The organism is Amycolatopsis sp. NPDC039088 (assembly GCF_055598845.1).
The window spans coordinates 42,021-64,060 of record NZ_JBVKAE010000045.1 but is presented as its reverse complement, the minus strand read 5'-3'; the positions used below and the strand labels follow the sequence as shown (position 1 = coordinate 64,060).

The 22,040-nt window shown below is 67.7% G+C and carries 24 protein-coding genes; 14 read left to right on the top strand and 10 right to left on the bottom strand.

Going from position 1 to position 22,040, the window contains the following annotated elements; genetic code table 11:
• The first annotated feature begins 231 nt into the window (after window positions 1-231).
• Genes ACZ7KI_RS37915 through ACZ7KI_RS37900 form a run of 4 tightly spaced genes read left to right on the top strand, consistent with a single transcriptional unit; the run spans window position 232 to window position 4,518 of the window.
• Window positions 232-1,011, top strand: coding sequence for an ABC transporter substrate-binding protein (locus tag ACZ7KI_RS37915; protein WP_470277830.1), 780 nt, complete (start codon window positions 232-234; stop codon window positions 1,009-1,011).
• Window positions 1,011-2,120 (top strand): energy-coupling factor transporter transmembrane component T, encoded by a 1,110-nt coding sequence (locus ACZ7KI_RS37910; RefSeq protein ID WP_470277829.1) that lies wholly within the window; start codon window positions 1,011-1,013, stop codon window positions 2,118-2,120. The genes ACZ7KI_RS37915 and ACZ7KI_RS37910 overlap by 1 nt, the downstream gene beginning before the upstream one ends.
• Window positions 2,117-3,712, top strand: coding sequence for an ABC transporter ATP-binding protein (locus tag ACZ7KI_RS37905; protein ID WP_470277828.1), 1,596 nt, complete (start codon window positions 2,117-2,119; stop codon window positions 3,710-3,712). The genes ACZ7KI_RS37910 and ACZ7KI_RS37905 overlap by 4 nt, the downstream gene beginning before the upstream one ends.
• Window positions 3,709-4,518, top strand: coding sequence for an ECF transporter S component (locus tag ACZ7KI_RS37900; protein ID WP_470277827.1), 810 nt, complete (start codon window positions 3,709-3,711; stop codon window positions 4,516-4,518). The genes ACZ7KI_RS37905 and ACZ7KI_RS37900 overlap by 4 nt, the downstream gene beginning before the upstream one ends.
• Window positions 4,519-5,217: 699 nt before the next feature.
• On the opposite strand, the gene ACZ7KI_RS37895 is transcribed toward ACZ7KI_RS37900, so the two are convergent.
• Window positions 5,218-5,607 carry a hypothetical protein gene (locus ACZ7KI_RS37895; RefSeq protein WP_470277826.1) on the bottom strand — a complete coding sequence of 130 codons (390 nt, stop codon included), beginning with the start codon at window positions 5,605-5,607 and terminating at the stop codon, window positions 5,218-5,220.
• A 158-nt stretch (window positions 5,608-5,765) separates the two neighbouring features.
• On the opposite strand from ACZ7KI_RS37895, the gene ACZ7KI_RS37890 reads away from it, so the two are divergent.
• The 7 genes from ACZ7KI_RS37890 (at window position 5,766) to ACZ7KI_RS37860 (ending at window position 11,472) form a co-directional block, all read left to right on the top strand.
• Window positions 5,766-6,401, top strand: a complete 636-nt coding sequence (locus ACZ7KI_RS37890) for a TetR/AcrR family transcriptional regulator (protein ID WP_470277825.1) — start codon at window positions 5,766-5,768, stop codon at window positions 6,399-6,401.
• A 135-nt stretch (window positions 6,402-6,536) separates the two neighbouring features.
• Window positions 6,537-7,127, top strand: coding sequence for a hypothetical protein (locus ACZ7KI_RS37885; RefSeq protein ID WP_470277835.1), 591 nt, complete (start codon window positions 6,537-6,539; stop codon window positions 7,125-7,127).
• Between the two features lie 557 nt (window positions 7,128-7,684).
• On the top strand, window positions 7,685-7,993 hold the full coding sequence (locus ACZ7KI_RS37880; RefSeq protein WP_470277824.1) for a lactococcin 972 family bacteriocin: 309 nt from the start codon (window positions 7,685-7,687) through the stop codon (window positions 7,991-7,993).
• 86 nt (window positions 7,994-8,079) lie between these two features.
• Complete coding sequence (locus ACZ7KI_RS37875; RefSeq protein WP_470277823.1) at window positions 8,080-10,029, top strand: hypothetical protein; 1,950 nt, start codon at window positions 8,080-8,082, stop codon at window positions 10,027-10,029.
• A gap of 17 nt (window positions 10,030-10,046) precedes the next feature.
• On the top strand, window positions 10,047-10,712 hold the full coding sequence (locus ACZ7KI_RS37870; protein WP_470277822.1) for an ABC transporter ATP-binding protein: 666 nt from the start codon (window positions 10,047-10,049) through the stop codon (window positions 10,710-10,712).
• 113 nt (window positions 10,713-10,825) lie between these two features.
• On the top strand, window positions 10,826-11,122 hold the full coding sequence (locus ACZ7KI_RS37865) for a hypothetical protein (RefSeq protein WP_470277821.1): 297 nt from the start codon (window positions 10,826-10,828) through the stop codon (window positions 11,120-11,122).
• A 116-nt stretch (window positions 11,123-11,238) separates the two neighbouring features.
• Entirely contained in the window at window positions 11,239-11,472 is a 234-nt protein-coding gene (locus ACZ7KI_RS37860) for a hypothetical protein (protein WP_470277820.1), read from the top strand.
• Between the two features lie 30 nt (window positions 11,473-11,502).
• Here the strand turns inward: ACZ7KI_RS37860 and ACZ7KI_RS37855 are convergent, their stop codons facing one another.
• The 4 genes from ACZ7KI_RS37855 to ACZ7KI_RS37840 form a co-directional block, all read right to left on the bottom strand.
• A complete protein-coding gene (locus ACZ7KI_RS37855) occupies window positions 11,503-11,727 on the bottom strand; it encodes a hypothetical protein (RefSeq protein ID WP_470277819.1) in 225 nt (74 codons plus the stop codon).
• A 58-nt stretch (window positions 11,728-11,785) separates the two neighbouring features.
• Window positions 11,786-11,935 carry a hypothetical protein gene (locus ACZ7KI_RS37850; RefSeq protein WP_470277818.1) on the bottom strand — a complete coding sequence of 50 codons (150 nt, stop codon included), beginning with the start codon at window positions 11,933-11,935 and terminating at the stop codon, window positions 11,786-11,788.
• A 16-nt stretch (window positions 11,936-11,951) separates the two neighbouring features.
• Window positions 11,952-13,604 (bottom strand): glutamate--tRNA ligase, encoded by a 1,653-nt coding sequence (locus ACZ7KI_RS37845; protein ID WP_470277817.1) that lies wholly within the window; start codon window positions 13,602-13,604, stop codon window positions 11,952-11,954.
• Between the two features lie 367 nt (window positions 13,605-13,971).
• Window positions 13,972-14,913: an MBL fold metallo-hydrolase gene (locus ACZ7KI_RS37840; protein ID WP_470277816.1), complete on the bottom strand. Its 942-nt coding sequence runs from the start codon at window positions 14,911-14,913 to the stop codon at window positions 13,972-13,974.
• 82 nt (window positions 14,914-14,995) lie between these two features.
• Here ACZ7KI_RS37840 and ACZ7KI_RS37835 point away from each other — a divergent pair, with 82 nt between their 5' ends.
• Both ACZ7KI_RS37835 and ACZ7KI_RS37830 read left to right on the top strand, forming a co-directional pair.
• Entirely contained in the window at window positions 14,996-15,880 is an 885-nt protein-coding gene (locus tag ACZ7KI_RS37835) for a LysR family transcriptional regulator (protein ID WP_470277815.1), read from the top strand.
• Between the two features lie 29 nt (window positions 15,881-15,909).
• Window positions 15,910-16,326 carry a hypothetical protein gene (locus tag ACZ7KI_RS37830; RefSeq protein ID WP_470277814.1) on the top strand — a complete coding sequence of 139 codons (417 nt, stop codon included), beginning with the start codon at window positions 15,910-15,912 and terminating at the stop codon, window positions 16,324-16,326.
• Window positions 16,327-16,338: 12 nt separating this feature from the next.
• Here the strand turns inward: ACZ7KI_RS37830 and ACZ7KI_RS37825 are convergent, their stop codons facing one another.
• From ACZ7KI_RS37825 to ACZ7KI_RS37815, 3 genes are read right to left on the bottom strand one after another with little or no spacing between them, the layout of a single operon-like run.
• A complete protein-coding gene (locus ACZ7KI_RS37825; protein ID WP_470277813.1) occupies window positions 16,339-16,548 on the bottom strand; it encodes a hypervirulence associated TUDOR domain-containing protein in 210 nt (69 codons plus the stop codon).
• A gap of 2 nt (window positions 16,549-16,550) precedes the next feature.
• A complete protein-coding gene (locus ACZ7KI_RS37820; protein WP_470277812.1) occupies window positions 16,551-17,039 on the bottom strand; it encodes an MSMEG_6728 family protein in 489 nt (162 codons plus the stop codon).
• A gap of 37 nt (window positions 17,040-17,076) precedes the next feature.
• Window positions 17,077-17,982: a glutaminase gene (locus tag ACZ7KI_RS37815; RefSeq protein ID WP_470277811.1), complete on the bottom strand. Its 906-nt coding sequence runs from the start codon at window positions 17,980-17,982 to the stop codon at window positions 17,077-17,079.
• Between the two features lie 170 nt (window positions 17,983-18,152).
• On the opposite strand from ACZ7KI_RS37815, the gene ACZ7KI_RS37810 reads away from it, so the two are divergent.
• Window positions 18,153-19,535 carry an amino acid permease gene (locus ACZ7KI_RS37810; RefSeq protein ID WP_470277810.1) on the top strand — a complete coding sequence of 461 codons (1,383 nt, stop codon included), beginning with the start codon at window positions 18,153-18,155 and terminating at the stop codon, window positions 19,533-19,535.
• Between the two features lie 76 nt (window positions 19,536-19,611).
• On the opposite strand, the gene ACZ7KI_RS37805 is transcribed toward ACZ7KI_RS37810, so the two are convergent.
• Both ACZ7KI_RS37805 and ACZ7KI_RS37800 read right to left on the bottom strand, forming a co-directional pair.
• The gene (locus ACZ7KI_RS37805; RefSeq protein ID WP_470277809.1) at window positions 19,612-21,108 is read right to left on the bottom strand and encodes a CoA-acylating methylmalonate-semialdehyde dehydrogenase; all 1,497 of its coding nucleotides are present in this window, start codon (window positions 21,106-21,108) and stop codon (window positions 19,612-19,614) included.
• A gap of 20 nt (window positions 21,109-21,128) precedes the next feature.
• On the bottom strand, window positions 21,129-21,998 hold the full coding sequence (locus ACZ7KI_RS37800; protein WP_470277808.1) for a Cgl0159 family (beta/alpha)8-fold protein: 870 nt from the start codon (window positions 21,996-21,998) through the stop codon (window positions 21,129-21,131).
• Window positions 21,999-22,040: the final 42 nt, after the last annotated feature.

The window sequence follows — 22,040 nt, the reverse complement described above, 5'->3', positions numbered from 1 at the left end:
AACACCAACTCCCCCACCGATTCGGAGTCCTGATGCGACAACGATCAGTGGCGTGGGGGGGACCCCCCCCCCCCCCCCTCCCCCCCCTCTCCCCCCCCCCCCCCCCCCCCCCCCCCCCCCACGCCGTCCGCGCACGCGATCGATCAGAGCAAGGGGCATCCCGGTTTCTGCAAGGACGGCACCGGGGTCACCGTCGTCGTCGACTTCCAGCAGCTCGGTGGCACGACGATCGTGCGCTGCAATCCTCAGCCGACCCGCGGCACCGGGCTGGACGCGCTCAAGGGCGCGGGTTTCCAGATCGCCGGCGTGCAGCGCTGGGGTGAGTCGTTCGTCTGCCGGATCGAGAACCGGCCGTCCGCGACCGAGCAGCTTCCGGTCGCCGGGCGCGAACAGTACCGCGAGCTGTGCGTCGACACGCCTCCCTCCGGGGCGTACTGGTCCTATTGGCAAGCCTCGAACAACTGCGCCTGGGACTACAGCCAATGGGGTGTGAAGAACCGTGACTTCATCCCCGGCGGGTTCGAGGGCTGGTCTTTCTCGCTGAACGCCACCACGGCGAACAATCCGGTCCCGCGGATCGCCGCGGTGCGGCCGGGTACCGAGAGCCAGCCCTGCGCGCCACCTGAGGAGGCGAAGCCGGCCACCGGTGATCCCGCCGAACGGCAGGGCCAACGGCCGCAGGCCGGAACCGGGCAGGGCCAGCAGCCGCCCGCGGGCGAGGGCCCGGGTGCGGGTGCGGGTGCGGGCGAGCCGCCCGCGGCGGGACAGAGTGCCGGCGCGCTGCCGCCGCCCAAACCGCGTCCGAGCGCGTCGGCGCGGCCGCAAGCGAACGACCCGTCGGGCAACGTCGCGTTCACCGGTGGCGAGAACGCCGAGGACGTCAACGCGGCGATCGACCGCGAATCCGGCGCGAGCGGCTGGGCCCCTTTCGCGGCGGGAGCGGCCGTCCTGATGTTGTGCGTGGCCGGATTCCTGGTGGCACGCAGACGTAAACGCGCACAGGGAACCTGATGACGTCGTACTTCCTGCCGCGCGACCTGCATCCGGCCGCCTGGTGGGTGTGGGCGCTCGGCCTCGCCGTCGCGGCGGCCAGGACGACGAACCCGTGGCTGCTGCTGACCATCGTGGCCGTCGCGGGATACGTCGTCGTGGCCCGGCGCACCGAAGCTCCGTGGGCCTTGGCGTTCCGGCTCTACCTCTACCTCGGCGCGCTCATCGTGGCGGTCCGGTTGTTCTTCCGGTTCGTGTTCGGCGGCGCCGAGGGCTCCACGATCATCCTGCGGCTGCCCGAAATCCCGCTGCCCGCGTGGGCGGCGGGCATCCGCCTGTTCGGCGACGTCTCCGCGGAATCGTTGCTGGGTGGGCTCTACGACGGGATGCGGCTGGCCGCGATGGTGATCTGCCTCGGGGCGGCCAACGCGCTGGCGAACCCGAAACGCCTGCTCAAGGCGATGCCGTCCGCGTTGTACGAAGTGGGCACCGCGGTGATCGTCGCGCTGTCGGTGTTCCCGCAGCTCGCCGAGAGCGTGCTGCGGGTCCGGCGTGCCCGCAAACTGCGGGGTGGTTCGGGCAAGAAGATGAAAGCCTTGCACGCCGTCCTCATCCCGGTCCTGGAAGACGCGCTGTCCCGCTCGCTGCAGCTCGCCGCGTCGATGGACTCCCGCGGCTACGGACGGGCCGGGACGATCGAGGCGCGTGCCCGGTTGCTCACCGGCACGCTGATGATCGTCGGCCTGCTCGGCGTCTGCGTCGGCGTTTACGCCACTTTGGACGGTTCGACCCCCAGATTCCTCGCCGCACCGGTGCTTTCCGCCGGGGTGGTGATCGGGCTCGCCGGATTCTGGTCCGCGGGCAAACGGGTCCAGCGCACCCGCTACCGGCCCGATCGCTGGCAGCCGGCGGAACTCGTCGTCGCGGCGAGCGGAATCGGGGTCGCGGGCGTCCTGTTCATGACCTCCAGCGTGAACCCGATGGACCTCAACCCGTCACTGCTCCACCTGTCCTGGCCGTCGCTGTCGTGGGGCCCGTTGCTCGGGGTACTGGCCGGAGTGCTGCCCGCCTTCCTGACCCCGGTCCCCGAACCGCCGTACGCCGCGCTCGAAGAAGAAGTGCACGCATGATCGAACTGAATCAGGTCTCCTTCACCTACCGCGGGCGCTCCGAACCGGTGCTGTCCGACGTGACGCTGTCCATCGGTGAGGGCGAACTCGTGCTCTTCGCGGGCCAGACCGGGGCGGGCAAATCGACGCTGCTCGGCACGATCAACGGCCTCGTCCCGCATTTCACCGGCGGTCATCTGGAAGGCACGGTGTCCGTCGACGGCGTCACGACACGGTCGCGGCCGCCCCGCGAGTTCGCGCATCTGGTCGGTGTCGTCGGACAGGACCCGCTCGCGGGCTTCGTCACCGACACCGTCGAGGACGAACTGGCGTACGGCATGGAACAACTCGGCCTCGATCCGCAGGTGATGCGCCGCCGCGTCGAGGAGACACTGGATCTCCTCGGCATCGCGGAACTGCGCAGGCGCGCGTTGCGGACACTGTCCGGCGGACAGCAGCAGCGGGTGGCGATCGGCTCGGTGCTCACCACGCATCCGAAGGTGCTCGTGCTGGACGAACCGACGTCGGCGCTGGACCCGACCGCGGCCGAGGAGGTGCTGGCGACGCTGGCCAGGCTGGTGGAGGACCTCGGCACGACGGTGCTGATGGCCGAACACCGCATGGAACGGGTGATCCCGTTCGCGGACCGGATGATCTACGTCCCGGGGACCGGGGGAGTGGTGGACGGCCCGCCGCCGGAGGTACTGAAGGACATGCCCATCGCGCCGCCCATCGTCCAATTAGGACGGATGGCGGGGTGGGACCCGCTGCCGATGACGGTACGCGATGCCCGCCGTCGAGCTTCCTCGCTGTCGCTGGGGACTCCGCCGGCCCGGACCGCCACCGAGGGCGAGGAGGTGCTCACCGCGTCCGGAATCGTGGTCCGGTACGGGCCGAAGGTCGCGGTACGGGAGGTCGATCTCGTCCTGCGGACGGGCGAGGTGTTGGCGATGATGGGCCGCAACGGCTCCGGCAAGTCGTCGTTGCTGTGGGCGGTACAGGGGTCCGGCCCGCGGCAGGGCGGCAAGGTCACCGTCGAGGGCAAGGACCCGAAGGCGCTGAGCAGTTCGGCGGCCCGCGCGCTCGTCGGCATGGTGCCGCAGACCGCGAGCGACCTGCTCTACCTGCAGACCGTCGCCGCCGAATGCGAGGCCGCCGACGCGGAATCGGGTGCGGAACCGGGTTGTTGCCGGGCCCTGCTCGAAAGGCTCGCTCCTGGTATCGACCCCGAGTCACATCCGCGCGATCTGTCGGAGGGGCAACGCCTCGCGCTCGTGCTCGCGGTGCAGTTGTCGGCCGCGCCCCGGATCATGCTGCTGGACGAACCCACCCGAGGCCTCGACTACACGGCGAAGGCCGCGCTGGCGCAGATGATCGCGTCACTGACGGCCGAGGGCAAGGCGGTCGTCGTGGCCACGCACGACGTCGAGTTCGTCGCGACGGTCGCGCAACGCGTGGTCGTGATGGCGGAAGGAGAGATCGTCTCCGACGGCCCGACCGCCGAGGTACTGGGCGGCTCGCCGGCGTTCGCGACGCAGGTCGCCAAGATCCTCGGCGAACCGTGGCTCACCGTCGACGACGTCCGCTGCGCGCTCGCGCAGGAGGTCCGGTGACCACCGCGCCCGCGGTCCGGCTGGGCCCGCGCTCGGCGTCGGTGCTCGCGCTCGCGTCGCTCGCGGGACTGATGATGTTCGTGTGGCCGCTCCTGGTCCGCGTCGAACCGCAGGCGACGCAGCACGGCCCCGACGCGCCGTTCGTGTTCATCGGGCTCCTTCCGGTCCTGATCGTCATCGTGCTGGCCGAGATGTCCGAAGGGGGCATGGATTCCAAGGCCCTCGCGATGCTCGGGGTTCTTTCGGCGGTGAACGCGGCGCTGCGTCCACTGGGGGCGGGGACGGCGGGTATCGAGACCGTGTTCTTCATCCTGGTGCTGGCGGGCCGGGTGTTCGGGCCCGGCTTCGGTTTCGTGCTGGGCTGTACGTCGATGTTCGCTTCCGCGTTGCTGACCGCGGGCGTCGGGCCGTGGCTGCCGTTCCAGATGATGTGCTCGGCCTGGATCGGGATGGGGGCGGGGTTACTGCCGCGCCGGGTCACCGGCAAGGCCGAGATCGCGATGCTGGTCGGCTACGGGATCTTCGTCGCGTATGTGTTCGGACTCCTGATGAACCTGTGGTTCTGGCCGTTCATCACCGACGCCGAAGTGCCGTACCACGACGGTCACCTCTCGTACGTGCCCGGCGGCCCGGTGCTGGAGAACCTGCACCGGTTCGCGGTGTTCACACTGCTGACTTCGACGGCCGGATGGGACACCGGGCGAGCGATCACCAACGCGGTGGCGATCCTGGTGCTGGGTCCCGCCGTACTCGCGACGTTGCGCCGGGCCTCGCGGAAGGCTTCCTTCGGGCTACCGGGGTCGTGAGTGGCGTTTCGGGTTATTGAGGGGTAAGTCAAACGTGTCGTGTCGCGGGCTGTGGTCGCTGCTGCCTACGCGTTTCCCTGGTGGTGAAGGCTTCCTTGCCTACGCTGACGATAGTGAAGGAGCCCTTCACTACCGTCAGGCGTGATCCCTGGTGACAGTGGGACGGCTGTGACATCAACGTCCCGTCTTGAAGTCCGTGAAGGCCTCCTTGAGGGACCCAGAGTCCCTCAAGGAGGCCTTCACGGACTTACCACCCACCACGCCACCTTTGCCTTACCCCTCAATAACCCTCATTATCACTCACGATCCCGCACAGAAACGTACATAGTGGCATCAATCGGACGCGCAATCGCCCGCTGGTGTCCCTTGTGGACACTGAAGCCCCGCTGGCGGTCCGGATCAGGCCTGCCCTACCTCGGCTCGCCCTTGATCAACGGAAGATCAGGGACGTTGAGTGCCCCTGATCTTCCGTTGATCAAGCTCCACCACCGATGCGTGCGGTCCCGCGACAGTGCAGGAATAGTCGACCGACCTGCAAGATTTCGACTTTGCCGGGCCCCTGCGCCTAGCGCAAGGAGGGGGCCTTCATGTACTTGACGACCCGGCCGCCGAGGTCACAGCGGTCCCACTGTCACCAAGGATCACATCCGACGGTAGCGAAAGCCTCCTTCCCTACTTTGAGCGTAGGGAAGGAGGCCTTCACGGACACCACGTTTGCCTTACCCCCTCACGAGGTTGGCGGGCCTTCCGGCGCAAAACGGGGTACGCGACCGCGAACGCCAGCCCCACGGCCACGATCATCGCGGCGAAGACGGGATGCATGTCCTTGGAAAGACTCTGCGCGCGCTGGGGCCCGATCGCCCAGAGTGCCAAGGGTGTCGCGTAGGCGGCGGTGAGGGCGATCGCGCCCCAGTGGAGTGTCTTGAGCCGGGTGTCGCGCAGGGTGTCGATCAGGACGATGACGACCGGGACGATCGCGATCATCGCGAATTGGCCGACGATCATGATCGGCACCGCCCAGGCGGAGATGAGGACGGACAGCGGGGCGCGGCGGACCGTGCGCTCACGGTCGAGTGTCGGGGCGGACATCGTTTCCTCCTGAAGGTTCGGGTGGGACATGAGACTTCTTCATCCGCCGCCCGGTTAGCATTAGTAGTGATAGTTAGAAGCTATAACCAAACCTGAGTAAATGTCAATAAGGAAAGTGATAGCCTCTAACTCTCAGTGAAGCCAGGAAGGAGTAGTCGATGGACACGGACGGGAAGACCTCGCGCGAGCGCTACCGGGCCAAGGTGCGCGCGGAGATCAAGCAGCACGCGTGGGAGCAGCTGGCCACGACGGGTGTCTCGGCGTTGTCCCTCAACGCGATCGCCAAACACGTCGGCATGAGCGGTCCCGCGCTCTACCGGTACTTCGCCAACCGCGACGACCTGATCACGGACCTCATCCGCGACGCCTACCGGAGCCTCGCCGACGCCGTCCGGGCGGCCTCCGGGTCGGCCCGTGAAGTCGCCTACGCCATCAGGGAATGGGCGCTGGCGGACCCGCAGCGCTACCTGTTCGTCTACGGCACGCCGATCCCCGGCTATCACGCGCCCGGCGACACCACGAAGATCTCGAACGAGATCATGGCGGTGCTGCTCGACGTCCACGCGGCGCGTCCCGGGGCCGGGCGGGTGACGCCGTTCGACGTCCATCTCGCAGACCGTCGGGAGTGGGCGGGCGACCATCCGGCGTCACCCTCGGTGCTCCGGCGCGCCGTGACGTTCTGGACGCGGATCCACGGCGTCCTGTCACTCGAACTCGCCGGGCACTTCGCCGGTATGGGCTTCGATCCCGCCGTACTCTTCGCCGCCGAACTGGACGACTTGCTCGCGAGCTGACCGGCGACCATCCACAGTGGACTCGTCCCGCTCACCGGGGCACCCTTTCCCACTGTGCGGCGGTTTCGGCGACCGCTGTGCTAACTTCCCGGAATGCGCGGAGGCTCCAGGATCCCCTTCAGCAGGACGCTCGCGGTGGCCGCGTCCGTGCTTCTGGTCTCACTCGCCGCCCCCGTGGCGACGGCGAACGCGTCCGGCGGGCAGCCGCCGCGGCACGGCTGTGAATGCGCTACCCCGTCGATCGACCGGTTGCAGCAGTGGCTCGCGTCTGGTGAGGGGACGACGGTCCCGGCGACCGGCAGCCTCCTCGTCCGCGAACGCGGCGGATACGCGGCCAAGGTGACCTTCCTCAATGCCGAGTGGCACGTGATCGTCGTATGGCTGGGGAACCGGTTCGAGGCGCAGGCCGATCTTTCGGAATCCGCCGGTTTCTGGATGACCTACCGCGCGACCGACGACCTCTACGTGCAGCTGCGTCCGGCCTCGCACTGGAGTGGCGGCGACAAGTGGCTCACGAAGGTGCCGTCGACCGGCGGGAAACTCGTGAAGAGGTTCTTCAGCTTCGCACCCGGCGCGTGGACCACGCTGCCCGAACTCGGGAAGCCGTCGTACTCGTTCGCGTCCGCGCTGGCCGAGGCGCGTGGCCTCGTCTTCGTCGGCAAGACCCCGAATGAACTCGACTTCCGGGGACTGCGCGTCGACCGCTACACCCCGCCCTGTCTCTGAGTGTCGACACCCCGACGATCCGTGCACGGCCGGTCTTCCGCGCGCGGAGCCTGATTCCATCCGTCCCCCGCTAAAGAATCGCTAAGCGAAGTCCTTAGCGTAATCGGCAGGTTTCGATCGATTTGCGGATACCGCGGTCTTCGAAGCGTAAAAGTGCGTATCGATGCGGCGCGGGCGATCGAACTCGGATATTCGCAGGATTCAATCGAATGATCACCATAGCCGGTGAATAGGTTCTTTTTCAACCATCCCGTAATTGTCGACGGGAAATCGCCCTTGGGCGGCTTTATCCTTTTGTTACCTGGCGTCGGGTTGTTTCGATCATGAGGGTGCTCGTACGGTCTGAGACACGATCGGGTGACACGGTGGGGGTTCTGGGGTTTCAAGAGTCGACCGCGAGTCGTGGTCGAGAATCGCATTTACTCTTTCGTGTTCTCTGTTCGTCCGGATCCGGAAATATCGGCGATCGCCTTGTGGTAATCGGTGTATTCTCAACCTGATGGGGAGCGTGTTCGACAATGGAAGCGAAAGTGGAGACGAATAGAATCAGAAAGGGCGTGGCCGCGGCCGTCATCGCCTCGTTCGGATTCGTGGGTGTCGGCGTGGCGGCACCGCCCGCGATGGCCTGGCTGCATCCCGGCCCGAGCACGCAGTATCCGTCGAGCGGAGGGACGTGGCAGTACGGCTTCTGGAACGTCAAGGTCCGTTCGTACTACACCGTGAACAGGTGTCACGGGTCGTCCGTGAAGCTCAACGGTGACCTGGTGCGCAGCGCCAACACGGCCGCCGGCCAGCGATCCACCGCGGAGAAGTACGCCGTCAACACCCCCGGTGCCGACGACGCGTACTACTACCGCACCTGCTGATCCGAAACCCCGTCGTATCCGGCCGGTCGCGCGTCGGCCGGATACGACGGGGATCGTCGCCCGGTACAGCGATCGAAGGAAAGTCGTTGCACAGAAAAGTAGTGGTCGCGGTTTCGGCGATGCTGTTCGCCTTGCTGGCGGTCGCGGTGACCCTGATGGCGAACCTGCACGACCGGACCTATCCGCAGCAACTCGGGACCAAGTCCGTCGTCGAGCTGGACTTCGTCAGTTCCGGCCTGTCGGACGGAGAGGCGATCGGTGAACTGGGGCGCCTGAGCGATCGTCTGGGGGCCGGCCTCCTCAAGGTCGCGCCGGATCTCGGCGGCGATCAGTCCGGCCAGGTCTTCGTGAAGGTCGGTGCCGCGGACGAATTCCCGGAGCGGATAACACGTTTCGGGGACGAGAAGGACGCCGAGATCAGGAGCAACGCGGCGCTCGAACACTCATACGCGAGCGGTCAATACCTCGTCACCGGTTCGGCCGACCGGCTTCCCGAGTTCCGGGAGTGGCTGACGGCGCATCAGGTGATCGCCAAGTGGAACGACAACGATCTCGGTACGACACTGGAATCGGTGGCGCGGCAGGGCAGCTTCCTGATGAGCCTGCTGGCGGCCACCGCCCTGATGGCTTCGCTGGTGCTGTACTGGCTTTCGGTCAAGGCCAGGGGCCGGGCGCTCCGTGCGCTCGCCGGCGTTTCGACCTGGCGGATCCAGTACGAGGATCTGCGGGGCTTCCTGTTCGCGATGGTTCTGGCCGCCGTCGTCGTCGACGCGGCCGCCGTCGTCGTCATCGGTGCCACGCAAGGGTGGGTCTTCGCGCCGCTTTACCTCTCGATCCTGCTGATGTTCGACGCGATCGTGATCGTCGTGACGATGCTGTGCGCGCTGGTGATGTCCGTGGCGTCCTGGCCTGGGCCCGCGATGCTGGCCAACCGCGATCCCGCCGTCAAATCCCTGCGCGGGGTTTCGGTGGTGCTCAAGGCACTCACCTTCGTTCTGGTGCTGGCCGCGGTCTCCCCGGCGTACACCGCCTACGCGAACGCCAGGAACACCGCTCTCCAGCAGTCCCAATGGAAATCCCTGGCGGATCAGGTCGCCCTGTCCTTCCCCGCGGCGATGGGCGAAAGCGGGTTCCAGGAGATCATGGGCAAGGTGGGCGACGTGGTGCGCGACGCGGAACAACGCGGCGACGTCGCGCTCTCCTACACCTGGAACGGGGAGACCGTGGAAGGTGTCGACCTGGGGCCCTCCGGCCACCTGGCGCTGGTCAGCCAGGGTTGGCTGAAACTGATGCTGGGCAACGGGAAAGGCCAGTTGGCTCCGCTCCCTTCGGAGCAGATCCCAGGCAGTGCGCAGAAGTTCCTGGTGGAGAACCTGGAGCTGTGGAAGCGCGGAGGCGGGACCGCGGCCGAGGTGCTCGGCAAGTTCTCGTTCTACCACTTCTCGCAGCCGGAACAGCTTCCGCTGGCCGTGGCCGGAAGCGGTGAACTGGTGTTCCCCGCGGACGCGATCGTCGCCGTCGTCCCGGATCTGCACGCCACGTTCAACGACGACTTCCTCGCGTCCATCGCGTCCAGCCGGAATCTCGTGTTCACCGGGCTCGGCCCCACTCAAGCTCTGCTGGCGCAGCACGACCTGCAGTACAAGGCGAACGTGAAGTACGCGGCGGAGGAGGGGATCCTGCTCGCCCAGTTCACCGCGTACTTCGCTTGGCTCGAAGGGGTTTCCTTGGTGGCCCTTCTGGTGGCACTGGTCGTTTCTTCGCTCATCGCGGCGTTCATCGCGGCGGTCCTGCACGCCCGGCGGGACTTCCCGCTCCGGCTCGCGGGGCAGCGCTGGTCCGAAATCCTCGCCGGGCGGGTCGCTCCGGAATGGCTTGTGGGCGCCGCGCTGGCCGTGATGGTCATCCTGCTCCGCGGCGGCGATGGCGCGCTGCTCGCGACGGCGGCGGCGGTACTCTGCCTCGTCGCCTCACCGGTCACGCATCTCCTGGCCACTCGCTGGACCTTCGCCAACGTCCGGCGACGCACTCTCTAGACGGGAAGACCTCCATCATGGAAATACGAGCCGACGCCGTTTCCGTCGTCATCGACGGCCGGGAAATCGTCCACGACGCCTCGCTCTCCTGCGGTCCCGGGACCATGACCGCGCTCGTCGGGCCCAGCGGCTGCGGCAAGACGACCTTGTTGCACTGCCTGGGTTTGCTGCAGCGGCCGACCTCGGGCCGGATCCTGGTGGACGGCGCCGACACCGGCGGCTGGAACGCACGGGCCCGGCGACGGTTCTGGAAGGATTCCGGGGCCTTCGTCCTCCAGGACTACGGCGTGATGGAGGAGGAGTCGGTCGCCTTCAACGTGGTGATGAAGGCCGGGGTCTTCGGCTCGCGAGTGATCGGGGACCAGCAGAAAATGAAGGCCGTGCTCGAGCTGACCGGGCTGACCGGCCGGGACGAGGAACAGGCCGCGCATCTCAGCGGCGGCGAAAAACAGCGTCTCTCGATCGCCAGGGCCCTCTACAAGGACGCCCAGGCCGTCTTCGTCGATGAGCCGACGGCGTCACTCGACGAATCCAATCGGGCGCGGGTCATCCACCTCCTCGGTGATCTGGCCCGGCGCGGCTGTGTCGTCATCGTGGCGACCCATGACGACGAGATGATGAGCGCGTGTGACGTCCGCTATTCGCTGCGCGCGGACAAGGGCGTTCGGGCCTCTCGCCGCTGAGGATCTTCGCAGTGAGGGCTCCGGCGGGTGACCGTCGCACACGGTGCCCGATTTGTCCTGTACGGTGAACTTTCACCCGTTCCGTGCTCGACCGATCCGAGGAGTACCCCCTGATGAGCCTGTTCGACTCGCTGAAGGAGAAGGCCGCAGAACTGCTGGGCGGGGCGGGAGACAAGGTCAGCGAGCTGACCGGAGTCGACCTTTCCGGCGCCGCCGACCAGGTCACCCAGTCCGCCGAGGGGCTGACCGAGACCGGCCAGGGCCTCGCCGAGAACGCCACCGCCGCGGGACAGGGCGCCGTCGATTCGGCCACCGCCGCAGGTCAGGGCGTCGTCGACTCCACCGGTGCGCTCGGCGACGCCGCCACCGGACTGGCCGGCGACGCGATCAACCCGAACGCCAGGGGCTGATCGCCCGCGCTCTCCCGGAATCGCGAGATTCCCACGGATGCCGCGGAAAAGGCCTCCGTGGGAGGGGCTCGGTCGCGCTACCCTGGGGAACTTGACTCATCTGCGGGGGAGCGGACATGGTCGTGATCTGGGTCCTACTCGGTGTACTCGTACTGGTGATCGGCATCGCCGTGGTCACCGATCTGCGCGATCGCGGGCGAGGCGGGACCCGCAAGATCATGATGCCGAGCTGGGCCTCGCGGCGTGCGGACTACACGGAGAACGACCTGGTCCACGGCCGCTGGGTCGACAAGTCGCCGCGCGAGCAGGAGGAAGAACTCCGGCGGCGGTACAAATCGGGCGAGGAGTGAACCGGTCGTAGACCGTCCGAAGTGGACGGTCTACGCGGCGTTCCTGCTCCAGCGCCACGCGGCGTGCAGGACCGCGATCAGGGCTTCGTCGTCGGCGAAGGTGGGTTCTTCCCCGACCGGTAGCCAGGTCCGGTCGACGATTTCGCCTTGCCTTCGGCGGACCACCGAGATCCCGGGGTACGACAGCGTCGCTCGGCCGTCTGCGGCCACCCGCCGGAACTCCCAGCACAGTTGAACAACGCGATCAGCGCTCATTGACCACAACTTTCCCTACTTGCGTGATGGGTAAGTCGTCTGTCGGTGCTCGCGCGTTTCAGCCGGTCAATTCTCCGGAGAGTTTGCCGTGCAGGATGGCGCTGTGCTCGTCGAGGCCGGTGGGGTCGATGACGACGGAATCCGGGTCGCCTCCGTAGTCGAACCGGTGGGCAAGGTCGTTACTGGAGGCGGCGCGCGAAATGATCATGGCTAGTCACGACCGGCTAGCCGACGAGACCGGCGAACCGGCTCAGCGTCTCCTCGCGGCCCAGCGCCTGCGTGATCGAGTGCAGGTCCGGGCTCCGGGTCGAACCGGTGATCGCGATCCGGATGATCTGCGAAGCCTCGCGAATGGAGCCCGGGAAGCCCTCGGGGTTCTTCTTGAACTCCTTGGCGTTCTTCGCGAAACCGTGCTTCGCCGCCACCTCGCGGATCTGCTGGAACCACTCCTGGCCGTCGTCGAGCTGCTGGTAGTTCCCGACGAAGTCACGCGCGACGGCCTGGACGACCTCGCGGTCGACGCCGAGCGCGGCGATCCGCTCGTCGTCGGGGCCGGCGACGGCGGCGTGCAGCTGCGGGAAGAAGAAGCCGTAGACGGCGCGGAACTCGCTCCACTTCTTCAGGTCCTTGCGCGGGTTCTCGGCGCCGTCGCGCTCGACGGCGAGCGCCCGGAGCGCGAGCTCGGGCTCGGCGTCGAGGACGGTCCGCAGCGCCGGGTCGAACCGCTCCGCCCAGGCGCGGACCTCTTCGAGGATCTCGGCGCCGGACAGCGTGGCGATGTGGTCGGCCGAGATGTCGTCGAGTTTGACGAGGTCCACCAGCGGGCCGGCGACACCGCATTCGTCGAGGTTGATCGGCTCGCTCAGGGCCTGGTCCAGCGGCATTTCGGCAAGACGGCCGTTGGCGAGGCCGCGCAGGTAGTAGAGGACGGCCTTGGCGGGGTAGCCGGACTCGATGTAGAAGTCGACGCTCGCTTCCGGGTCCTTGCGCTTGGACAGCTTGCGCTTGCTGCCGCCTTCCTGCTTCATCAGCGGCGCGATGTGCGCGTAGGTGATCGGCTCGAAGGCGAGCGCGTCGAACAGCTGCTGGTGCACCGGCACCGAGGAGATCCACTCGTCACCGCGGATGACCAGGTTGACACGCATGAGGTGATCGTCCACCGCGTGCGCGAAGTGGTAGGTCGGCAGCCGGGGGCTCTGGTCGGAGCTCTTCAGGATGACGACGTCGTTGCGGTTCGCTTCGGCTTCGAGCGGGCCGCGGATGGCGTCGGTGAACCGGGCGCGGGCGCCGGTGTCGTCCGGTGCGCGGAACCGGACGACGTACGGGTCGCCAGCGTCGAGTTTGGCCTGGACGTCGGCGGGGTCGGCGTCGCGCCAGATGGCCCACGAGCCGTAGTAGCCGGTCGGCAGCTTCGTCGCCTGCTGCCGCGCGGTGATCGCCGCGAGTTCGTCCTTGGTGGCGAAGTCGAGGTACGCGCGGCCGAGGCGGAGCAGGTGGCGGACGTAGGTCAGGTAGATCTGCTCGCGCTCGGACTGCTGGTACGGGCCGTAGTCGCCGCCGCGGTGGATGTCCTCGTCGGCGGCGAGGCCGAAGTAGCCGAAGCCGCGCTCGAACTGGTCGATCGCGCCTTCGACCTCGCGGGACCGGTCGGTGTCCTCGACCCGGACCAGGTAGCGGCCGCCGCTGCGACGGGCGACGTCCTGATCGATGGTCGCGACGTAGATGCCGCCGATGTGGACGAAGCCCGTCGGCGACGGGCCGAAGCGGGTGACCAGTGCGCCCTCGGGGAGATCGCGGGCGGGGTAACGCTGCTCCCAGTGCTCGGGTTCGGGCAGGTCGGCGGGGAAGAGGGCGTCGATGACTGCTCGGTCCAGCATGGCGGTTCAGATCTCCCGGCGTCGTGGTGCATGGCGGTTTTCGCCATCGAAGAGACTAGCCGTCCGCCCTCCTGAGCGGGCGGGGGTGGTCCCGATGACGGGTGCTCCACTTGCGCGCCCCGGTTCACGCGAGTGGAGCAGACGAAAGCCACACGTCGTCCATGCTGCTTCGCACTGTCGGCGGAAGGGGCCGAACCTGCACGATTTCGGTACCGAACACCGCAGGTTCAAAGGGAGATTTCCAATGCAGAACACCGTTTCCGAGGCTGTCCACCGCTTCTTCGCCGACTCCGGGGTCGACGTCTCCTCGCTGGGTCAGACCGAAGTGGACCTCGTGATCGATCACTTCGACAATGCGAAGAACTCGTCAAGCGGAGGGGCTTTCGGCTGCTTCACCGGCGCTTGCTGTCTCATGGCCTGAGTGCTCCGCGCAGAGGCAGCCGACGCCCTTCGAGATCCAGTCCCGGCCTTCCCATTCCGGATGGAGTTCGATCATCAGCGCTTCGACCTCCGCGGCGATCGTCTCTTCGGGGAGAGCCGAGTCGCGCCGCTTCCAGGTCTCGTCACGCAGCAGTTCGAGGTATTCGCGGACGTCGGTCAGGATCCGCCGTCCGGAGACGTCGCCATGGCCAGGGACGACGAGGTCCGGCCCGGCGGCGTCCAGCCGTCGCAGCACTTCGATCCACCGCTTTCCCGAGACGTCGGTGTCGTACGGCGGAAACCACGGGAAGATCGCGAACTGACCGGTTTCGACCAGATCCCCGGTGAAGAGCACCCCCGCGTCCGGGACGGTCACCACCTGGTCACCCTTGCTGTGGGCGCGTCCGGTGGCCGCCAGCCGCACGACCCGGCCGCCGAGGTCGAGCTCGTGGGCGTCGTCGTAGACCACGTCCGGAGCGACCAGTTCGACGCCTTCCAGGTTCCGCGCGACCGGTGTGCCGAGGCCGCGGAACATCTCCAGATAGCCGGGTCCTTTGTGGACCAGGTCCGCCGCCTGGGCGCTGTTGACGAGGTAGGTCGCGTGGTCCGCGAAGACCTGCGCGCCGAACGCGTGCTCGGGGTGGAAGTGCGTCGTGGTCAGGTACAGGCGGCGGCCGCGGGCGTGTTCGGCGGCGAAGGCGAGCACCTTTTCGGCGTTGCGCGGCCCCAGTCCGGTGTCGACGACGAGCACCGAGTGCGCACCGCCGATGACGCCGATGTTGGGGACGAGGTCGACGCCGTGATTCGGGATCACCACCAGGTCGCGGGCGATTTCGACGGCCTGGCCCTGCTCGACGGCGGGCTCGTGGGTGAGAGGTTCGAAGGGCATGATCCGAATGTCCCGCCACTACCCCTTCGCCGTCCAAGACCGATCTCGCCGGTCCGATACCTGATGGGTATCATCGCCGGTGATGGAACTCCGCCTGCTGCGCTACTTCGTCGCCGTCGTCGAGGAGCGGCACTTCGGTCGGGCCGCCGCGCGGCTGCACATGACCCAGCCGCCGCTGAGCAGGGCCATCCAGCAGCTGGAAGGCGACCTGGGGGTCGTGCTGCTGCTTCGCTCGGCCGCCGGCGTCGAGCTCACCGCGGCCGGAACCACCCTGTACGCCGAGGCCCGCACCCTGCTGGACCGGGCAGAGCGGGCCCGCGCTCGGGTGAGCGCCGCGGCGGGCCCCGCGACGCTCACCGTCGGCACCTTGTCCGACGGCGCGGGGGAGGCGGGCACCCGGCTGGCCGAGGCGTTCCGCCGTCGGCACCCCGAGGTGTCGATCAGGTTCCGCGAGGCGGATTTCACCGATCCCACCACCGGCCTGCGCGCCGGGCTGGCCGACGTCGCGCTGACCCGGTCGCCGTTCGACGAAACGGGCCTCAGTATCCGCGTCCTGCGCAAGGACCCGGTCGGAATCGTCCTGCGCACCGGTGATCCGCTCGCCGGTCGTGACTCGCTACGGCTTGCCGACGTCGCCGATCGCCCGTGGTTCCAGCTGCCGGACGGGACGGATCCGCTCTGGCGCGTGTACTGGAACGGGGCGGCGCCCGTCGGCGACCGGCCGTCCGGCCCGGTGGTGCGCACGGTCAGCGAATGCGTGCAGGCCGTACTGTGGAACGGCACGGCGGGCATCGCGCCGCTCGGGCATCCCTTGCCGGACGGGCTCACCTGGGTGCCTCTGGAAGACATGCCGCCGAGCCCGCTCGTCGTCGCGTGGGTGACCGGACAGGAGAGCCCGCTGGTCCGCTCGTTCGCTCGCATCGCCCTTGAAAGTCACCGAGGAGAGTCACCGATGAGGGCGGTGTAAAACCGTCGGTGCCGGGGAATCACCCGATCATGCCGGAATCACCCTCAGAACCCGACGACGCGACCGTCGACGCCGTCGGAAAACTGGTCTTCGCCCTCGAGACGGTCGAACAGGCGCGCGGCCACCTGTACGCCTTCCACCACCTCACGGGAACCGCCGATTTCGCCCTCGGCGAGGCCGTCGAAGCACTCCGGAAGGCCGGGCACCCGGACTGGGCGGAGCGGATCCAGACCGAACTGGTCGGGCTCAACGTGCTGCCGGAGCGGTGGACCTTCCAGCTGATCGAGGAATACGACGACGGCTACTACACGGCCTACCGCGAGATGACGCGGGACGTCACCGGTGACTTGACCGGAGGGCGGCGGCATCTGCACGAAGAGAGGATCAAACGGGACCGGCGCACCGACGGACGGCCGGGGCACGAGATGGGAAAACCCAGTACCTGAGCCGCGAGCGGCTCACAGCTTCTCCAGCGCGTCGGGCTTGTGGACCGCTTCGCCGCCGCTCTTGTCGCTGCGGACCAGGTATTGCGGTTCGTCCTTCGATGCCCGCACGGTGCGTCCGCCCGCTTCGGTGTCGGAGGTGATCTCCTGCAAGACCTCGCCTTCGGCCTGCCCGCCGTGACTGTTCCAGCGAACCTTGTCTCCCTTGTGGAAGCGTTTCATCATCGTCATCCCTTCTCGGTGGGTGTCCGTCGTGGACGGTCTGACGCGGGCCAGACGTACGGGAGGTCGTCGGGAACGTCCGGAAAGCGCGGCCGGTAGTGTTCCGGATCCTTGCGGACCAGCGCGGACCGGTGACTGCGATGGAAGTCGGCGTCACCGAGCCAGGGCGGGAGTTCGCCCTCGTCCGCGAGTTCCGCCTGCGTGCGGACCTCCGTCAAACCGGTCGTGCGGAGCAGATCGGCCCGCAGCGTGTCGTGGCAGGTGTCCTGCCTGCCCGTCGCGCACCAGATCTCGCAGACGTCGAACCCGTACCTGACCAGGGCTTCTTCGTAGCCCGCCCACATCGTCGCGGCCGGATGGTGACGCCAGCCGTAGTCCGCGACCGTCAGCGCGCGCAGCACCTGGATGGTCTCCACCCGCTGCTTGCCTAGCCGCCGTGCGTCGAGCACTTCGGCCGTGGCGCGAAAATCAGCGCAAGGAAGGAAAGTCTGCACACTGTCGTGCTTCCCCGGTCTCCGGGATTCAAACCGCTCAGAAGATCGACCAGCCGGTCAGTGTGGTGAAGCGGTCCAGCGCCGCGACCCCCGCGACGGAGTTGCCGCGCGGGTCCAGTCCCGGGCTCCACACGCAGACCGCGCACCGGCCGGGGACGATCGCGACGATGCCGCCGCCGACACCGCTCTTGCCGGGAAGTCCGACGCGGTAGGCGAATTCGCCGGCCGCGTCGTAGGTGCCGCAGGTCAGCATCACCGCGTTGACCCGCTTGGCGGCGCTGAGCCCGAGCAGCCTGCCGCCGTCGTTGCGGACGCCGTGACGGGCGAGGAACACCGCCGAGCGTGCGACGTCTTCACAGTTCATCGTGATCGAGCACTGGCGCACGTACTGATCGAGGACGTCGGGGACCGGACGGCGCATGTTCCGATAGGACGCCATGAAGTACGCGAGCGCGCGGTTGCGGTCGGCGTGCGCGGCCTCCGACGCGGCGACCTCGGCGTCGATGCCGATGTCCGCGCGACCGCTTTCCTCGCGCAGGAACCGAAGCAGGATTTCCGCCGCGTCGCCGTGATGCGCCAGTTCGTCGGTCACCACCAGCGCGCCGGCGTTGATGAACGGATTGCGCGGGATCCCGTCCTCGTTCTCCAGCTGTACCAGCGAGTTGAACGGGTTGCCGGACGGTTCGCGGCCCACCCGCGTCCACACGCCGTCGCCGTGCGAGAGGGCGAGCGCCAGGGTGAAGACCTTCGACATGCTCTGGATGGAGAACGGTGTTTGCCAGTCACCGACACCGTGGACCCGACCGTCCACTTCGGCCACGGCCATCCCGAATTGCCGGGGTTCGACCCTGGCCAACGCGGGGATGTAGTCCGCGACGGAGCCGCGGCCGATCTCCGGCGCGACGTCGTCGGCGATCCGGTCCAGCAGCGCTGCGAGGTCCACGGCGGTAGCGTATGAGGCCTTCTTCGCGCGCGAAAATCGGGGCTCGCGGGTGAACTTGTCAAATCGAAAAGGGAAATACCAGAAGAACCGGCGCAGTGATGTGCCACACACCTTAAGTCTTCCTTAGCAGTGTTGGTGACCTGCCGCACACGCTCTAGCGTCTGGCAACCATGGATTCCTCGCTGCTCACCGAAAAAGGTGAAAGCTACTCAAAAGCGCTGGGCAACCGCCAAGTGCAGATGATCGCCATCGGCGGCGCGATCGGCGTCGGGCTTTTCCTCGGTGCCGGTGGCAAGCTCCACCAGGTCGGGCCGTCGCTGGTCCTTTCGTACGCGCTCTGCGGTATCGCCGCGTACTTCGTGATGCGCGCACTGGGTGAGCTCGTGCTGCACGAGCCGACCTCCGGCAGCTTCGTCACCTACGCCCGCAAGTTCATCGGGCCATGGGCGGGTTTCGCCTCCGGCTGGATGTACTGGGTGAACTGGGCGATGACCGGTATCGCGGAGATCACCGCGGTGGCGATCTACGTGCACAAGTGGCTGCCCGACGTGCCGCAGTGGATCACCGCGCTGGTCGCCCTCGGCGTGCTGATCCTGGTGAACCTGCTTTCGGTGAAACTGTTCGGTGAGCTGGAATTCTGGTTCTCGGTGGTCAAGGTGCTGGCTATCGTCGTCTTCCTGGTCACCGCCACCGGCCTGGTGCTGACCGGCGCGGACATCGGCGGGACCGAGGCGGGTGTGCACAACCTGACCGCCCACAACGGCTTCTTCCCGGCCGGTATCGGCATCGCGCTGATGACGCTGCAGGCGGTCATCTTCGCGTATTCGGCGATCGAGGTCGTCGGCATCGCCGCGGGCGAGACCAAGGACGCCCGCAAGGTGCTGCCGAAGGCGATCAACGGGGTGGTCTGGCGGATCGGCGTGTTCTACGTCGGTTCCGTGCTGCTGCTGGCGATGCTGCTGCCTTGGCCGTTCTACAACGGCGGCGAGAGCCCCTTCGTCACCGTCTTCTCGCGGCTCGGGATCCCCGGCATCGGTGACGTGATGAACGCGGTCGTGCTCACCGCCGCGTTGTCGAGCTGCAACTCCGGGCTCTACTCGACTGGCCGGATCCTGCGCGCGCTGGCGGACAAGGGCGAGGCGCCGAAGTTCGTCGGCCGGATGAGCGGTCGTCACGTGCCCTACGGCGGCATCCTGTTCACTTCCGGCGCCTACGTGCTGGGCGTGGTGCTCAATTACCTGGTGCCGAAGGACGCTTTCGACATCGCGATCGCGATCGCCTCGCTCGGCGTCATCACGACCTGGGCGACGCTGATCTTCTGCCAGATGCGACTGCGCCAGGCGGCGCTGCGCGGGGAGCTGGAACGGCCGTCCTACCGGATGCCGTGGGCGCCCTACAGCGGCTGGGCGACGCTCGGCTTCCTCGCGCTGGTCGTGATCCTGATGGGCTTCTCCGACGGTGCGGAGAAGATCGCGTTCTACTCGATCCCGGTGCTGGTCGTCGTACTGGCGGTGGGCTGGCGAATCATCGGGAAACGGCAACGGGTGAACTGACGCATTCAGTCCTCTACTTGCGGTAGTTCGCGTTGCCAACTACCGCATTTAGAGGACTGAATGCGGGTCGTGGCGGTCACTGGGAGGTGGGGAAGTTGAAGCCCGCGGTCCCGCGTCCGGCCGTGTGCGGCCAGCGGGTGGTGACGACCTTCGCCCGCGTGTAGAACCGGACGCCTTCCGGGCCGTGGATCGGGCTGTCCCCGATGAGGGAGTCCTTCCAGCCGCCGAAGGAGTAGTAGGACATCGGCACCGGGATGGGCACGTTCACCCCGATCATCCCCACCTTGACCTCGCGCTGGAACTTCCGCGCCGCCTCGCCGCTTCCGGTGAAGACGGCGGTCCCGTTGCCGTAGGGGTTCGCGTTGATCAGCGCGATGGCCTCGTCCACAGTGGACACCCGCACGATCCCGAGCACCGGACCGAAGATCTCCTCGCGATAGGCGGCCATCTCCGCGGTCACATGGTCCAAAAGGGACGGTCCGACGAAGAACCCCTCCTCGTGGCCCTCGACCCGCAGCGCCCTGCCGTCGACGACCACGGTCGCACCCTGGTCCGCGCCGAGGGCGACGGAGTCGATCACCCGCTGCCGCGCGGCCTGGGTGACGACGGGGCCCATGTCGTTGCCGTCGTCGTGACCGGGCCCGACCTTGATCTCGGCCGCCTTGCGCTTGAGGATCTCGACGAGTTCGTCGCCTGCCGAACCGACGGCGACGCCGATGGAGATCGCCATGCAGCGTTGCCCGGCGGAACCGAACGCGGCGGCCGTGAGGTGGTTGGCGGCGTAGTCGAGATCCGCGTCGGGCAGGACGACGGCGTGGTTCTTGGCCCCGCCCAGTGCCTGCACGCGTTTGCCGGTGGCCGTCGCGCGTTCGTGGACGTACTTGGCGATCGGGGTGGACCCGACGAAGGACACGGCGGCGATGCCGGGGTGGTCGAGGATCGCGTCGACCGTGACCTTGTCGCCGTTGACGACGTTGAACACGCCGTCGGGAAGACCCGCCTCGGCGTAAAGCTCGGCGACCAGCCGCGACGCGGACGGAACGCGTTCGCTGGGCTTGAGCACGAAGGTGTTGCCGGTCGCGATGGCGATCGGGTGCATCCACAGCGGGACCATGATCGGGAAGTTGAACGGCGTGATCCCGGCGACGACCCCGAGTGGCTGCCGGAAGTCGTGCACATCCACGTCCCGCGAAACCTGGTTGGAGAAACCGCCTTTCAGCGCGTCGGCGATCCCGCAGGCGTACTCGACGATCTCGCGGCCGCGGACGATCTCGCCGCGCGCGTCGTCGATCACCTTGCCGTGCTCGGCGGAGATGATCCGGGCGAGTTCGTCCTCGTGTTTCACCAGCAGCTCGCGGAAGGCGAACATCACCTTCGTCCGCTGCGACAACGACGAATCGCCCCATGTCTCGAAAGCCTTGCCCGCGGCCGCCACCGCGGTGTCCACATCGGACGGTTCCGCGAGAAGCACCTCGGCCCGCGGGCGCCCTTCGGCCGGGTCGTAGACGAGGGCGGTGCGGGTGGAGCCCGCCGTCGTCGCGGTGCCGTTGATCCAGTGTTCGATGGTCTTCACGCGTTGTCCTCCACAGGTGTTCACAGCAGCCCGACGGCCGTGTCGACGGCCTTCGCGACGTCGCCGTCGTGCGGGTAGAGCAGGGACCGGCCGACCACGAGGCCCTGCACGGTCGGCAGCGCGAGCGCCCGCTGCCAGGCGGCGAACGCCGCGTCGGGATCCTTGACCTCGCCGCCGAGCAGGACGGCGGGCAACGTCGAGGCGGCCAGCACCCGCTCCATGTCCTCGACCACCGGGAGTTTCAGCCAGGTGTAAGCCGACGAGCGGCCGAGTCCGGAGGCGATGGTGATGGAGCGGATCACGGCCTCGGGGGAGAGGTCGTTGCGGAGACGTCCGTCGACCCAGTCGGCGAGGAACGGCTCGACCAGCGCGATCAGTTTCCGGTCCGCCAGCTCGTTGATCGCGTGCGCGGTGTTCTCGAGGACGGCGGGCGTCGCCGGGTCGGTCAGGCAGATCCGGGTGAGCGTCTTGCCGCCGTCGAAACGCATCCGCTCGATCGTTTCGGCGTCGTAGGAGGCGAACCGGTCGTCGACCTCGAAACTCGATCCGGCGAGGCCGGTGCGGTTCATGGAACCGATGACGGTTTTGCCGTCGAGGACGCCCAGGATCAGCAGATCGTCGATGATGTCCGGGGTCGCCAGCACCCCCGTGACGCCGGGGCGCTCCAGTGCCAGGCAAAGGCGGTCCAGCAGTTCGCCGCGGTCGGCCATCGCGAGGGGATGGGAGCCGACGCCGTTCGCGCCGCGCGCCGGATGGTCCGCGGCGATGATCATCGCGGCGCCTTTGTCGTTGAATGGCGATTTCGCGCGGACCCGGCCGGCGGCGGCCGCCGCGATGGCCTCCGGAGCGCGTACCCGTGCGGCGACTACCCGCCGTACTGTGTCGGACACTGTTCGTTCCTCCCGGCTCGCGTGGTCTCTCGACCTTCGCAA